The 13,250-nt window shown below is 74.0% G+C and carries 13 protein-coding genes; 6 read left to right on the top strand and 7 right to left on the bottom strand.

Features of this window, described 5'->3' with window-relative positions:
- The first annotated feature begins 173 nt into the window (after positions 1 to 173).
- Both AB0M16_RS27835 and AB0M16_RS27840 read left to right on the top strand, forming a co-directional pair.
- Positions 174 to 722: a heme-binding protein gene (locus tag AB0M16_RS27835; RefSeq protein WP_365347603.1), complete on the top strand. Its 549-nt coding sequence runs from the start codon at positions 174 to 176 to the stop codon at positions 720 to 722.
- A 111-nt stretch (positions 723 to 833) separates the two neighbouring features.
- Entirely contained in the window at positions 834 to 2,243 is a 1,410-nt protein-coding gene (locus AB0M16_RS27840; protein WP_365347604.1) for a M1 family metallopeptidase, read from the top strand.
- A 119-nt stretch (positions 2,244 to 2,362) separates the two neighbouring features.
- Here AB0M16_RS27840 and AB0M16_RS27845 read toward each other — a convergent pair whose 3' ends face one another.
- The 3 genes from AB0M16_RS27845 to AB0M16_RS27855 are packed head-to-tail and all read right to left on the bottom strand — an operon-like array spanning position 2,363 to position 3,694.
- On the bottom strand, positions 2,363 to 2,818 hold the full coding sequence (locus tag AB0M16_RS27845; protein WP_365347606.1) for a DUF1801 domain-containing protein: 456 nt from the start codon (positions 2,816 to 2,818) through the stop codon (positions 2,363 to 2,365).
- 58 nt (positions 2,819 to 2,876) lie between these two features.
- The gene (locus tag AB0M16_RS27850) at positions 2,877 to 3,341 is read right to left on the bottom strand and encodes a pyridoxamine 5'-phosphate oxidase family protein (RefSeq protein WP_365347608.1); all 465 of its coding nucleotides are present in this window, start codon (positions 3,339 to 3,341) and stop codon (positions 2,877 to 2,879) included.
- Positions 3,338 to 3,694, bottom strand: coding sequence for a VOC family protein (locus AB0M16_RS27855; RefSeq protein WP_365347610.1), 357 nt, complete (start codon positions 3,692 to 3,694; stop codon positions 3,338 to 3,340). Before AB0M16_RS27855 ends, AB0M16_RS27850 begins: the two co-directional genes overlap by 4 nt.
- 135 nt (positions 3,695 to 3,829) lie before the next feature.
- Here AB0M16_RS27855 and AB0M16_RS27860 point away from each other — a divergent pair, with 135 nt between their 5' ends.
- A complete protein-coding gene (locus AB0M16_RS27860; RefSeq protein ID WP_365347612.1) occupies positions 3,830 to 6,628 on the top strand; it encodes a LuxR C-terminal-related transcriptional regulator in 2,799 nt (932 codons plus the stop codon).
- A 48-nt stretch (positions 6,629 to 6,676) separates the two neighbouring features.
- Here AB0M16_RS27860 and AB0M16_RS27865 read toward each other — a convergent pair whose 3' ends face one another.
- Both AB0M16_RS27865 and AB0M16_RS27870 read right to left on the bottom strand, forming a co-directional pair.
- Positions 6,677 to 7,189, bottom strand: a complete 513-nt coding sequence (locus tag AB0M16_RS27865; RefSeq protein WP_365347614.1) for a GNAT family N-acetyltransferase — start codon at positions 7,187 to 7,189, stop codon at positions 6,677 to 6,679.
- A 59-nt stretch (positions 7,190 to 7,248) separates the two neighbouring features.
- Complete coding sequence (locus AB0M16_RS27870; protein ID WP_365347616.1) at positions 7,249 to 7,824, bottom strand: TerD family protein; 576 nt, start codon at positions 7,822 to 7,824, stop codon at positions 7,249 to 7,251.
- A 126-nt stretch (positions 7,825 to 7,950) separates the two neighbouring features.
- Between AB0M16_RS27870 and arfB the strand changes: the two genes are divergently transcribed.
- On the top strand, positions 7,951 to 8,388 hold the full coding sequence (gene arfB / locus AB0M16_RS27875) for an alternative ribosome rescue aminoacyl-tRNA hydrolase ArfB (protein ID WP_365347617.1): 438 nt from the start codon (positions 7,951 to 7,953) through the stop codon (positions 8,386 to 8,388).
- A 76-nt stretch (positions 8,389 to 8,464) separates the two neighbouring features.
- Here the strand turns inward: arfB and AB0M16_RS27880 are convergent, their stop codons facing one another.
- Positions 8,465 to 9,037: a flavin reductase family protein gene (locus tag AB0M16_RS27880; protein WP_365347712.1), complete on the bottom strand. Its 573-nt coding sequence runs from the start codon at positions 9,035 to 9,037 to the stop codon at positions 8,465 to 8,467.
- A 292-nt stretch (positions 9,038 to 9,329) separates the two neighbouring features.
- On the opposite strand from AB0M16_RS27880, the gene cdgB reads away from it, so the two are divergent.
- Together cdgB and AB0M16_RS27890 are read left to right on the top strand one after the other, a co-directional pair.
- Positions 9,330 to 11,036 (top strand): diguanylate cyclase CdgB, encoded by a 1,707-nt coding sequence (cdgB, locus tag AB0M16_RS27885; protein WP_365347619.1) that lies wholly within the window; start codon positions 9,330 to 9,332, stop codon positions 11,034 to 11,036.
- 123 nt (positions 11,037 to 11,159) lie between these two features.
- Positions 11,160 to 12,119 (top strand): CBM35 domain-containing protein, encoded by a 960-nt coding sequence (locus tag AB0M16_RS27890; protein ID WP_365347621.1) that lies wholly within the window; start codon positions 11,160 to 11,162, stop codon positions 12,117 to 12,119.
- 125 nt (positions 12,120 to 12,244) lie between these two features.
- Here the strand turns inward: AB0M16_RS27890 and AB0M16_RS27895 are convergent, their stop codons facing one another.
- Positions 12,245 to 13,183 (bottom strand): 1-phosphofructokinase family hexose kinase, encoded by a 939-nt coding sequence (locus tag AB0M16_RS27895; protein WP_365347623.1) that lies wholly within the window; start codon positions 13,181 to 13,183, stop codon positions 12,245 to 12,247.
- Positions 13,184 to 13,250 lie beyond the last annotated feature (67 nt).

Below are 13,250 nucleotides of genomic sequence, written 5' to 3' on the forward strand. Positions count from 1 at the left end.
ATCCTGGCCCAGGGGGACCAGCCCGGCATCAACCGAACGGCTGACCCCCGTGTCCCCCATCATGCGCGGCGAGGGCAGCCGGATCGTGGACCGTCGGGCCCGGTTCCCGGGCGGAGGATCGATGCAGAGCGAACGGAACAGCCTCCCTTCCTCCCTCACCTCAGGAGCCCGCCTTGAAGAAGAAGTTCCTCCTCGGCACCACCGCCGCCGTCGTCCTCGCCGCCGGCACCTTCGGCGCCGTCTCCGCGAACGCCTCCGCCCCGCAGGCCGCCCCGGCCGCGGCCGTCGCCAAGAAGGCCGACGCGGACAACGACAACCTGCGTCAGACCACCCACCTGACGATCGAGGCCGCGACGAAGGCCGCCCAGGCCACCCTGAAGGCCGCCGAGAAGGAGAACCAGCGCGTCTCCGTCGCCGTCGTCGACCGCAACGGCAACACCCTCGTCACCCTGCGCGGCGACGGTGCCGGCCCGCAGTCCTACGAGTCGGCCGTGCGCAAGGCGTTCACCGCCGTCTCCTGGAACGCCCCGACCTCCGTCCTCGCGGGCCGCCTCGCCCAGGCCCCCAACCTCAAGGACATCCCCGGCACCCTCTTCCTGGCCGGCGGCGCCCCGGTGACCGCGAACGGCGGCCCGATCGCCGGCATCGGCGTGGCCGGCGCGCCCTCCGGCGACCTCGACGAGAAGTTCGCCCAGGCCGGCGTGGCGTCCCTCGACGACTGATCACCCGGCCCCACGCACGTCGGCGGCGCCCGGTCCCCCCACCGCGCGCCGCTGATGCGTACCCGGTCACGGGCGCGCGCCCGTCTGCGTACGCCTGCTTAGGATCGGTTCGTGAACACACGCAGCCGAGTCCGTGCCGGAGCCGTGGCCGTCGCCTTCGCCCTGCTCGCGGCCGGCTGCACCGGTTCGGGCTCCGGGGGTGGCGTGAAGGGCACGCCGGGCGCCGCGGGGCTGCGCGACCCGTACTTCCCCAAGCTCGGCAACGGCGGCTACGACGTGAGCCACTACGCGCTCACCCTTTCCTACGACCCCGCCACCGGCCGCCTCGACGGGCGTACCGAGATCACCGCGAAGGCCACCCAGGACCTCAGCGCCTTCAACCTCGACCTCGCCGGGCTCACCGTCCGCGGGGCGACGGTCGACGGGGCGCCCGCCGCGGTCAACCGGGCCGGCACGGAGCTGACCCTGCGCCCGCGCGACGACATCGACGACGGGGCCGAGTTCCGCGCCACCGTCACCTACGACGGCGTGCCCGAGAAGATCACCGACTCGGACGGCGCCGAGGAGGGCTGGCTGAAGACCGCCGACGGGGCCCTCGCGCTCGGCGAGCCGACCGGCTCCACGGCCTGGTTCCCCGGCAACCACCACCCCTCCGACAAGGCCGCGTACGACATCACGGTCACCGTCCCGGCCGGGGTGAAGGCCCTCTCCAACGGCGTGCTCGCCGCCGAGAGGAAGACCGCCGACGGGCGCACCACCTCCGTGTGGCACGTCGCCGAGCCGATGGCGAGCTACCTCGCCATGCTCGCGATCGGGCGGTTCGACACCACGAACACGACCGCGCTCGGCGGCAAGGTCCCGGTGCTCACCGCCGCCGACCCCGTCGTCGCGGCCGAGACCGCCGCGCTGCGGGCCCGGATCCCCGAGCTGCTGCAGTGGGAGACGGAGAACTTCGGCCCCTACCCCTTCGCCGCGGCCGGGGCGATCGTCGAGCGGGACGGCGACGCCGGCTACGCCCTGGAGACCCAGACCCGGCCCGTCCTCCCCAGCGGCTCCTTCGACACCTCCACGCTCGTCCACGAGATGGCCCACCAGTGGTACGGCGACTCCGTCACGCCCGCCACCTGGAAGGACATGTGGCTGAACGAGAGCTTCGCGACGTACGCGGAGTGGCTCTACGCGGAGGACTTCGCGCACACCCCGGCGCAGAAGAACTTCGAGAAGGCCTTCGCGAACGACGCCGCCTGGGCCTTCCCGCCCGCCGAACCGCCCACCTCCGAGGACCTGTTCGGCGTGCCCGTGTACCAGCGCGGCGCGATGGTGCTGCACCGGATCCGCCAGGAGGTCGGCGACGACACCTTCTACGAGATCCTCGCGGGCTGGCCGGCGGAGCACCGGCACGGCAACGCCTCGACGAAGGACTTCACGGAGTACGTGGAGTCGGTGGCCGGCCGGGACCTGAGCGGACTGTGGAACGTGTGGCTGTACGGCGACGAGAAGCCCGACGAGCCCACGGACTAGGAAGCACGACGCGCCCGCGGACCAGGACAGGTGGTCGGACCCCCGTCGTCGCCCGAAAGGCGGGCGGGAGTCCGACCACAGGTCCCGGCCGCGTCGGGCGGGGTCTGCCGGGGTGCGCCTCAGCTCACCGCCCGCTTCACGAGTGCGGCGATCCGCGCCTCCACCTCGGCCGTCACCTCGGTCAGGGCGAAGCCGGCCGCCCACATCGGGCCGTCGTCCAGCTTCGCCTGGTCGCTGAACCCGAGCGTCGCGTAGCGCGCCTTGAACTTCTCCGCGCTCTGGAAGAAGCAGACGACCTTGCCGTCCAGCGCGTAGGACGGCATCCCGTACCAGAGCTTCGGCGCGAGGACCGGGGCGGTGGCGGTGACGACGGCGTGGACGCGCTCGGCCATGGTCCGGTCCGAGTCCTGCATCTCGGCGATCTTCTCGAGCACGTCCTGCGCCTCCTGGGCCGCCTTGTCCGCCTTCGAGCCGCGGCGCGCCGCCGCCTTCTTGAGTTCCTGCGCGTGGTCCTTCATCGCGGCACGCTCCTCGGCCGTGAATCCCTGGCGCGTGCTGACGTCGGTGCTGCTCATGGTGGGTCTCCTTCGTGGGGCTCTGGTATGTGGATCGTGGGAAGGGATGGGCGGGGCGTCAGACCAGCCAGCGCCCGTCGCGCATCAGCTCGCGGCCGGCCAGCTCGTTCTCCTCCCGCCAGGCCTGGATGCGGTGAGGAGTGATGCGGAACCAGCGGTACGGAGTGGCCAGGGCGCGCGGGTCGAAGCCGGTGCGCGCGGCGAACCGGTCGCCCAGGTGCGGCGGCAGGGCGTCGATGGCGAGGACCTCGACGTGGCCCTCGATCATGGCGACGTCGCGGGTGTGGCCGAGGGCGAGCCGAGCGGTCCGGGTGGCGGCCAGGTTCCGGCCGGTGGGGCTTCCTGCCGGGGTGGCCGCCAGGAGCGCCTCGCCGTCCCAGTCGAAGGACAGCGGTACCAGGTGCGGGCCGCCGTCCGCCGAGGCGCTGGCCACCCAGACGTCGATGTCGTGGCCGAGCCGGTGCTCGGTGTCGCGACGGCGCTCGGCGCGGGAGCGGGGTCGGGCACTCGTCCGGGTGCTCACGAGTCCTGCACCAGCCCGAGGAGGTTGCCGTCGGGGTCGATGACGGTGGCCACCAGGCGGCCGCCACCGACGTCGCGCGGGGATTCCTTGACGGTGGCGCCCGCGGCGGTCAGTTCGGCGAGCTTCGCCTCGATGTCCGCCACGTGCCAGTAGGCCAGCGACGAGGTCAGACCCTGCGGTCCGCCGCCCGGGAGGAGGCCGACGTGCTGGCCGGCCACGTCGAAGCCGACGTAGTGGGGGCCGTCGGTCTGCGGAGCGACACCGAGCAGCGCGGTGTACACCGCCTTGGCCTGGGCGAGGTCGGACACGGGATGCAGCACGGTCTTCATCCCCTGGGTGGAAGAGCTGGGCACGGTCACTCCTGTCGTCGCGGAACCGGTCGGTCCGGTGCGGCCCGCCGGGCTCGTTCCCGGTGATCACAGCTTCCCCCGGGGGGAGTTGGGGGCGCCTCCGTGGTGAGCACGGAAAGCACTACGGATAATGACCCGGTGTCCACTCCAGTGATCTCGGCCCGCGAGGCCGACGTGCTCGGGCTGCTCGGGGAGCACCTGAGCAACGCGGAGATAGCCGCGCGGCTGTTCATCTCCGTACGGACGGTCGAGTCGCACGTCTCCTCGCTGTTGCGGAAGTTGGAGGTGCCGGACCGCCGGGCACTGTCCCGTCACGCGCCCGGACCGACGCGCACCGAGCAGGCCCGGCCGGTACTCGCGCTGCCGGCACCGCTGACGGCGTTCGTCGGCCGGAGCCGGGAACGCGGGGAGCTGGCCGCGGCGGTGACGGCACGGCGGCTGGTGACCGCGGTCGGTCTGGGCGGGGTGGGCAAGACGCGGCTCGCGCTGGCGGTGGCGGCCGACGTGGCCGGCGACTTCCCCGACGGGGTGTGCTTCGTCGACCTGGTCCCGGTCACCGATCCCGGGCGGGTGGGCGCGGCCGTCGCGGCGGCCATGGGCGTGGGCGAACAGCCCGGGCGCGGCATCGACGACGCGCTGGTGGCCGCGTTGGCGGACCGTCGGGCGCTCCTGGTGCTGGACAACTGCGAGCAGGTGCGCGACGGGGTGGCGCCGTTCCTGGAGCGGCTGCTCGTGGCCTGCCCGGGGATACGGGTGCTGGCGACCAGCCGGGCCAGGCTGATGGTGCCCTTCGAGTGGGTCTTCCCGGTTCCGCCGCTGTCGCGCGTCGGCGGCGGCGGGTCGGAGGCGGTGGCCTTGTTCCTGGAGCGGGCGGCGGCGGTCGGCGGGGCCCCGGCGCCGGCGGAGCACGACCGGATCGCGGCGCTGTGCGAACGGCTCGACGGCATGGCTCTGGCCATCGAACTGGCGGCGGCGCGGTGGTCCACGCTCGGACTGGACGGCCTGGCGGCCGGTCTCGGCGACCAGCTCCGGATCCTCTCCGGCGGCCCCCGCGCCGACGGCAGGCACCGGTCGGTGCGGGCCGTCCTCGACTGGAGCCACGACCTGCTCGAACCGCAGGACCGGGCACTGCTGCGCCGGGTGTCGGCGTTCGTCGCCCCGTTCACCGCCGAGGCGGCCGCCGAGGTGGCCGGGTTCGCCGCGCTGGACCCGGCCGCGGTCGCCGACGGGCTCGGCAGGCTCGCCGAGCAGAGCCTGCTCGCCGTGACACCGACCGACACCGGCACCCGCTACCAGGCGCTGGAGACCCTCCGTCAGTACGGCACGGAGCGGCTCGCCGACGCCGGTGAGCTCGACGACGTCCGGTCGCGCCACCTGGCCTGGTGCCTGGCCGGCGCGACCGGTCTCCGGGAAGGCGGCGGCTCGGACTGGCGAGCCCGGTTCGACGCCGTCGCGGAGGACCTGCGGGCCGCCTTGGCCTGGGCCGCGGGACGGCCGGAGCAGCGCGCGGACGCGTGCCGTCTCGCCCTGTCCATGGCCGAGCTGGCCTTCACCCGCAATCTGCTGGGCGAGGCCCAGCAGCGCTACGAGCAGGCGGCCTCGCTCGCCGCCGGCGCCGACGCCGCCGCCGCGTTGCGCCAGGCCGCCGGGGTGGCGGGGTGCCGCAGGCTGGGCGACGACATGTACCGCCTGCACCGGGCCGCCGCCGAAGCCGCCCGCCGGGCCGGGGACGCCGCCGGGGCCGCCCGCGACCTGGCGGCCGCCGCCACCGCGGCCTACCGCTTCTCCAGCACGTTCGTCGGCCGGGTCCCGCCCGCGGACGAGGTGACCGGCCTGCTCGCGGCGGCGCGCGAGCTGACCGGTGACGGCGACCCGGCCGCCGAGGCGGCCCTCGCGCTGGCCGAGGCCGCGGTGGTCGCGGACGCGTTCGGCGCGGTCCAGGGAGCCCCCGACAACACCGCACCGGACACCGTCGCGTGCGCCGAACGGGCCGTCGCACTCGCCCGGCGCGCGGGCGACCCGGTGGCACGGTCCGCCGCTCTCGACGCGCTCTCCGGTGCGCAGAGCTGGGCCGGTGAGAGTTTCGCCGCCGCGGCCGCCGCCCGGGCCCGCATCGACATCCTGACCTCGGCACCGGACGCCCCCGCCCGGACGCACGAGCTGATCGACGCCCTCGCCATGGCCGCCGCGACCGCGGTCGGCACGGGCGAGCTGTCGGCGGCCCGCCGGTGGGGCGGCGAGCTCGCGGGCCAGCCGCAGCTGGCCGAGGTGGGCGACCACGCCACGTCCTGGCTGCTGGTCGCGGACGCGTTCGCGGGCCGTGCCGACGCGGTGCTCACCAGCAGCGTGCGCTTCCTCGACGCGTGGGAGCAGGCCGGCCGGCAGCGGTCGTTCTCCCTCGGTCCGGCCGCGGCGTCCGTCGCGATGATCCACGGCCTGCGGGGCGACCACGAGGCCCGGGCGACCTGGCTCACGATCACCGACCGGACGGGCAGCAGGGAGGACCACCACTACGGCCACGGCGCCGTCCTCGACGCGATGGTCCTGCTCCACCACGGGGACGCGCACGCGGCCCTGGAGCGCGTCGCGCCCGAGCCGGAGCAGGTGTGGAAGTGGGTCTGCTGGGTCTGGCTGCACTGGTACACGGCGCTCCGGGCCGAGGCGGCGGTGCTCGCCGGGCACCCGGACGCCCGGGCCAGGATCGCCGCCGCACGGGCCGTGGTCGCGGGGAACGCGGTCGCCGGCGCCCTGGTGGACCGGGCGGAGGCACTGCTCGGCGGCGATCTGCCGCAGCTGCTCGCCACCGCGCCGGCGTTCGAGGCGGCCGGCTGCCGCTACCAGTGGGCGCGCACGCTCCTGCTCGCCGGGGGCGCGCACGCCGCGACCGGCGCGTCCGCACTGGCCGACCTCGGACTCGCGCCCATGGCCCCTCGGTAGCCGCACCGTGGGCGGCGGACAGCGCCGGGTACCGCCCGGTGCTGCCCGCTAGAGGCCCTTGCGCAGGACGACGCACGGTCGGCCGTGCGCCAGGTCGGGCCGGCGCGCGGTCTCCTCGTAGCCGAGCGACGTCCAGAAGGCGAGCGCCCGCGGGTTGTTCTCCAGGACCGCGAGGCGCAGTCCCGTGCGGCCCTGGGAGCGGAAGCCCGCCTCGACGTACGCGGCGAGGCGGCGCCCGTGGCCCGCGCGGTGCGCACCGGCGTGGACCATCAGCAGGCCCAGCCACGGGTCGGGTTCGGCCGGGTCCGGGTGGCGGGCGAGGGTGAGGGCGATCGCGACCAGGCGCCCTTCGGAACGGGCGAGCAGCACCTCGGCGGTGGGCTGGGCGAGCTCGTCGGCGAGGGCGGCGGCGACCTGCTCCGGACGGATCCGGGCGGGGTCCGGGAAGTCGCCGCTGAGCTGCTGGAAGTCCTCGTTCGAGGCGTACAGCTCGGTGAGTTCGGTGAGCAGCGGGCCGGGGAGGTCGTACGGGTCCTTGGGCGTCAGCGGTTCGACGATCACCCGGCAAGCGTAGAGCCCCGGCGTGCGGCGCCGGGGCTCTGCGGTCACGCGTGGAGCGCTCAGATGTTGACGCCGAAGTCGCGGGCGATGCCCTCCAGGCCGGAGGCGTAACCCTGGCCGACGGCGCGGAACTTCCACTCGGCGCCGTTGCGGTAGAGCTCGCCGAAGACCATGGCGGTCTCGACGGCGGCGTCCTCCGACAGGTCGTAGCGGGCGATCTCGGCTCCGCCGGCCTGGTTCACGATGCGGATGTAGGCGTTGCGGACCTGGCCGAAGTTCTGCGAGCGGTTGACCGCGTCGTAGATGGAGACCGGGAAGACGATCTTGTCGACGCCGGCCGGGAGACCGGCCAGGTTGACGTTGATCTGCTCGTCGTCGCCGCCGCCCTCGCCGGTGCGGTTGTCACCGGTGTGGACGATGGTCTGGTCCGGGGTGGACTTGTTGTTGAAGAAGACGAAGTGCCCGTCGGAGACGACCTTGCCCGTGGCGTCGACGCCGATGGCGGAGGCGTCGAGGTCGAAGTCGGTGCCCGTGGTCGTACGGACGTCCCAGCCGAGGCCCACGGTGACGGCCGTGAGGCCCGGAGCCTCCTTGGTCAGCGAGACGTTGCCGCCCTTGGAGAGGCTTACAGCCATGGGAAGTCCCTTTCCTCGTGGTTCCACGCGGTGTCGTGCCGGTGATCGTGTCTGGAAGAACGCGAACGGAGGCCCGGTGGTTCCCGGGCGAAAACAGGGTGACGCATCGACCGGGGTCCGGGGAACATGGATGACATGTCCGGTCCGTATCCCATCCGCGGCTCCGTCTCGCTTCCCGAGGCCGAGCTCCAGTGGCGTTTCTCGCGGTCGTCCGGGCCGGGCGGGCAGCACGTCAACACCAGCGACTCGCAGGTGGAGCTGCGATTCGACCTGGCGGCGACGGAGGCCCTGCCGGAGGTGTGGAAGGCGCGCGCCCTGGAACGCCTGGCCGCACGCCTGGTGAACGGCGTCGTCACCGTCCGCGCCTCGGAGCACCGCTCCCAGTGGCGCAACCGGGAGACGGCCGCCGTGCGCCTCGCCGCCCTGCTGGCCGAGGCGACGGCGCCGCCGCCGAAGCCGCGGCGCGCGACGAAGATCCCCCGCGGCATCAACGAGCGGCGGCTGCGGGAGAAGAAGGCGCGCGCGGAGACGAAGCGCGGCCGCCAGGGCCGCGACTGGGGCTGAGCCCCACCCGCCCTGCCGGACGACTGCCCGCCGAGGGGTGGGCGGGGGCATGCGCCCGGGTGTGGTTCACCGGGTGTCAGTTCAGGGTGCGGTAGCGGCCGCGGAAGTAGGTGAGGGGGCCCGGTTCCGGGGAGGGGAGGGTCGTGGCCAGGACGCGGCCGATGACGAGGGTGTGGTCGCCGGCGACGACGCGGCTCTCGGTGCGGCATTCGAGGGTGGCGAGCGCGCCGCCCATCAGCGGCGCGTTGCTGTGCGGGCCGCGGGTGTACGGCACGTCGGCGAAGAGCAGGCGGTCGCTGACGCGGCCCTTCATCGCGAAGCGGCCGGCGATGTGGCGCTGGCTCTCGGAGAGCAGGGAGACGGCCCAGACGGGGACCTCGGCGAGGAGGTCGTCCATGCGGGAGTCGTTGCGGAGGCTGACGAGGACGAGCGGGGGGTCGAGGGAGACCGACAGGAAGGCGGTGGCCGTCATGCCGACGTCCTCGCCGTGCGGGCCGTCGTCCGGGTCGTGCGCCGTCACCAGGACCACGCCCGCCGCCAGGCGGGACATCGCGGCCTTGAACTCGTCGTTGCTCACTCCCTCAGCATGAGGGATCGCCAGGTCGTGGGAGCCGGGCCGGGCGGCGGGCTGGGTGAGGGTCTTCTGCAGCACGCTCGCACGCTAGTCCGGTCGCGGACCCCCTACATCGGGCGCCGGGACCAGTCAGGCTTCCCCCGCCGGTCCTAGGACCCCTTTCGCCCGCCCATCCCGCGCCGTTCACGTGCCGTTCGGAAAGCCTCACGCCATTTTGTGACTTGAGTCACAGAGTGCAGTATTTGTTGACCCTGTGTACCGGGTGCACAGCTCGCTGTGATTCAGTGGCGGGGACAGTGCACCACGAAGCCGATGAAGCCGATGAGAACCCAGGAGTCAGCTGTCGAGGTCTCGGGGAGAGCGAGCGATGGAGACCGAGTCGGAGCCGTACGTCCGTCTTGCGACCCTGCGGCAGCTGCATCAGGTCGTGGCGGACCTCAACACCGCCCGAAGCCTTGCGGACACCCTGCAGGCCGTCGCCGACGGCATTGTCGCGGGGCTCAACTATGAGCTGGCCTGCGTCAATCTCGTGCGCCCCGACGGCGATCTGGTCGTCGCCGCCTTCGCCGGCAGCCCCGCCGCCGAGGCCCTGATCACCGGCCGGGTCGGCTCCCGCGCCTCCTGGGACCGCCGGCTCTCCATGGGCGAGTCCTGGGGCGACCTGCGGTTCATCCCGCACACCGAGGGCTGGGTGCTCATCGAGGACGACGTCCCGCAGTGGCACACCGAGGGCCCGGCCCCCCGCTTCGAGGACGAGTGGCACCCCCACGACCGGCTCTACGCGCCCATGTACTCGCCCAGGCTCGGCTCCGCCCGCCCCGGGGGAGCCCCGTCCGGCTCCGGCCGCGAGCTGCTCGGTGTGATCTCCGTCGACCGTCCGCGCAACGGCCGGCACCCCGGCCCGTGGGGCCGCGAGGCGCTCCAGATGTACGCCTCGCAGTCCGCCATCGCGATCAGCAACGCCCGTCTCCGCTCCAACATGCAGCGCGCCCTGGTCCGCCTGGAGCGCGAGCAGCAGGCGCTGCGGGCCAGCGAGGAGTCGTTCCGGCAGGCCTTCGAGTACGCGCCGTCCGGCATGGCCATCGCCGAGATGGGCGGCGACCAGCACGGCCGGCTGCTCCGTACGAACGACGCCCTGTGCCGGCTGCTCGGCCGCCCCGCGTCCGTGATGCGCCGGTACTCCTTCGCCGACCTCGTCCACCCCGAGGACATAGGCACCCTGCTGCGCACGTCCGCCGAGGGCGGCCGCGCCGAGCTGCGCCTCGGCCGCCGCGACGGCACGTACGTCTGGGTCTCCCTGCGCAATTCGGTCGTCGCCGACACCGCCGACGGCCCCCGCTTCCTCCTCACCCACGTCGAGGACATCGAGGAGCGGAAGCGGCACGAGCTCCAGCTCGCCCACCGCGCCTCGCACGACGCGCTGACCGGACTGCCCAACAGCGCCGAACTCCGCTCCCGGCTCTCCGCCCGGCTCTGCGAGCGCCCCTTCGCCGCCACCGCCGGGGACCCGGTCGCCGCCTCGACGGACGGCTACGGGCCCGGGTCCGAGTCCCCGTACGAGTACGACTACGAGCACGAGCACGGCTTCGGCTTCACACCGGTCGGCGGCGGCGCCGGGCCGTACGACCACCATGTGCACACCGTGGCCCCCACCGGCGGTGAGATCGACGACGGCACGAAGGGCCTCGCGGTCCTCTTCTGCGACCTCGACGGCTTCAAGTCGATCAACGACCGCTTCGGGCACCACACCGGCGACGCCGTGCTCATCGAGGTCGCCCGCCGCCTCACCACGGGCGTACGGGACGGGGACACGGTCGCCCGGCTCGGCGGCGACGAGTTCGTGGTCCTCGCCGACGGCCTGGGCGCGGCCGACGCCGCCGACCTCGCCGTCCGGCTGCGGAACGCGATCATTCCGCCGATCCGGGTCGACGGACGGGCGGTGCGCGTGGGGGCCAGTTTCGGCATCGGCTGGGCCGAGTGCGGCATGACCGTCGAAGAGGTCCTGAACAGCGCGGACCAGCGGATGTACATCGAGAAGCGGTCCCGTTCGAAGGTGCACCGCCGGGCCGGGTAGCCGGACGGGGGGTGGCTTCGTTCACCGGTCGTACACACATCGCCGTAACCGGCGACAGGGCCGTTCGAGGTAGGCTCGGCCGGTCGGCGACGGCTGGCGAGCAGGCAAAGAGGAGTGACCCGGATGGCTGCCGGTAACGACGGCGCGAAGACGCCCGAGGACGACGATCCGTTCGGCTACCTGTACGCGGACGGACAGGCGGCAGGTGCCCAGCCGCCCCAGGGCGGCGGCTACGGCTACCCGGGTCCGGCGGCGCAGCCGGGCGTTCCCCGCACGTCGTACAACCAGGTCCGCACGGTCGGCGAGCGGCAGTACGGCGGCCACGCCGCGCAGGGCCACCCCCAGGGCAAGGTCCCGCACCAGCAGGCGTACGGCGGCCAGCCGCACCCCCAGTACGCGGCCCCCGAGACCTACAACGGCGGCGCCCCCACCCGACCGGTGCCCCCGATGCAGGCCGCCCCCCGCGGCGGCCCCAACACCAAGGGCCTCCTCATCGGCGCCGTCGCGGTCGTCGCGGTGGTGGTGATCGGCATCACGGCGGCGGTGATCAACAACAGCGGCGGCGAGGACGACAAGGCGGGCGGCGGCGGCCCGACGGGCACGCCCACCCAGGTCTCCGAGTCCCCGTCGACCGACCCCACGCAGTCGCAGGCCCCGCAGGAGCTGCCGAAGCAGGACGCGGCCACGCTCAAGCTGGGCGGGTCGGCGGCGCTCGCCAAGGACATCAAGGGCGCGGAGGGCGCGGACGGCGCGTACGTGACCGGGTTCAACGCGATCGGGTCCTCGGTGACCTGGCAGGCGGACGTGGCGCAGGCCGGCAAGTACCGGCTGTACGTGCGCTACGCGATCCCGGCGGCGGACGCGAACGCCACGCTGACGGTCAACGACACGGCCAACAGCAACCCGATAGGCCTGAAGAACTTCATCGGCTCGTCGGACCCGAACCTGGAGAAGAACTGGCAGACCACCTGGGCGCCGGTCACCCTCAAGCAGGGCATGAACACGATCAAGCTGTCGTGCGAGCAGGGCAACCAGTGCAACGCGATCTTCGACTGGCTGGAGATCCGCACCGGAGGTGCCTGACCGGGGGCCGGAGACACCGGCGGCCCGGGCCGTGAGCCTTGCCGAAGGCCCCGGAGGCGTCCGCCTCCGGGGCCTTCGGCATGCGTGTGGGGGGCGGGGACGTGCCGGCTGCGGCCGACCGCTGGCTACGCCGCCGTCGCCGGTTCGTGGACCGTGACGCGCGGGAGCAGGGCCTCGTAGGCCGTCGCGTCGAACTCGCCGGCGACCGGGGAGAGCACCGTCGCGGCCGAGAGGGCGACGGCGTGGGTGAGGCGGGTGGGCCAGTCGGCGCCGTCGACGAGGCCGGCGAGCAGCGCGGCGACGGCGGAGTCGCCGGCGCCGGTCGGGTTGCCCTTCACGGGGGCGGGCGGGGCGGCCTGCCAGAGGCCGTCCGGTGTGGCGGCGAGGAGGCCGTCGGGGCCGAGGGAGGTGACGACCGCGTGGGCGCCGCGGCGGCGGGCGTCGCGGGTGGCGCGGTGGGGTTCGCGGGAGCCGGTGAGCTGGGCGAGCTCCTCCGCGTTCGGCTTGACCAGGTCGGGGCGGGCGGCGATGCCGCGGCGCAGCGGCTCGCCGCTGGTGTCCAGGAGGGTGGGGACGCCGGCGGCCCGGGCGAGCCGGACGAGTTCCGCGTACGCGCCGACGTGGATGCCGGGCGGCAGGCTGCCGCACAGGGCCACGGCCCGCGCCCCGTCGAGGAGTTCGGCGAAGCGGCCGGTGAACGCGGCCCATTCGGCGGGGGTGATGGCGGGTCCCGGCTCGTTGAGCTGGGTGGTGTCGCCGCTCGCGGCGTCGACGACGGCGACGGTGCGGCGAGTGGCACCCGCGGTCGGGACCAGGGCGTCGTGGACCGGCTGTCCGGCGGTCGTACGGGCGAGCAGCGCGCGCAGGGTCTCGCCGGTGGCGCCGCCGACGAAGCCGGTGACGACCGTCTCGTGACCGAGGGCGCCGAGCACGCGGGAGACGTTGAGGCCCTTGCCGCCGGGGCGCTCGATGACCTGGGTGACCCGGTGGGAGGCGTGCGGGACGAGCGCGGGGACGCGATACGTGAGGTCCAGCGCCGTGTTGAGGGTGACTGTGAGGATCACCAGGTCCACCCCCGTCGTCTCTGTCACCGGCTGTCGGCGCCCCGATCATGCCAAAGAGAGGGCGGTT

The sequence above is a fragment of the Streptomyces sp. NPDC051921 genome, assembly GCF_040680975.1.
In the GTDB taxonomy this organism is placed as follows: domain Bacteria; phylum Actinomycetota; class Actinomycetes; order Streptomycetales; family Streptomycetaceae; genus Streptomyces.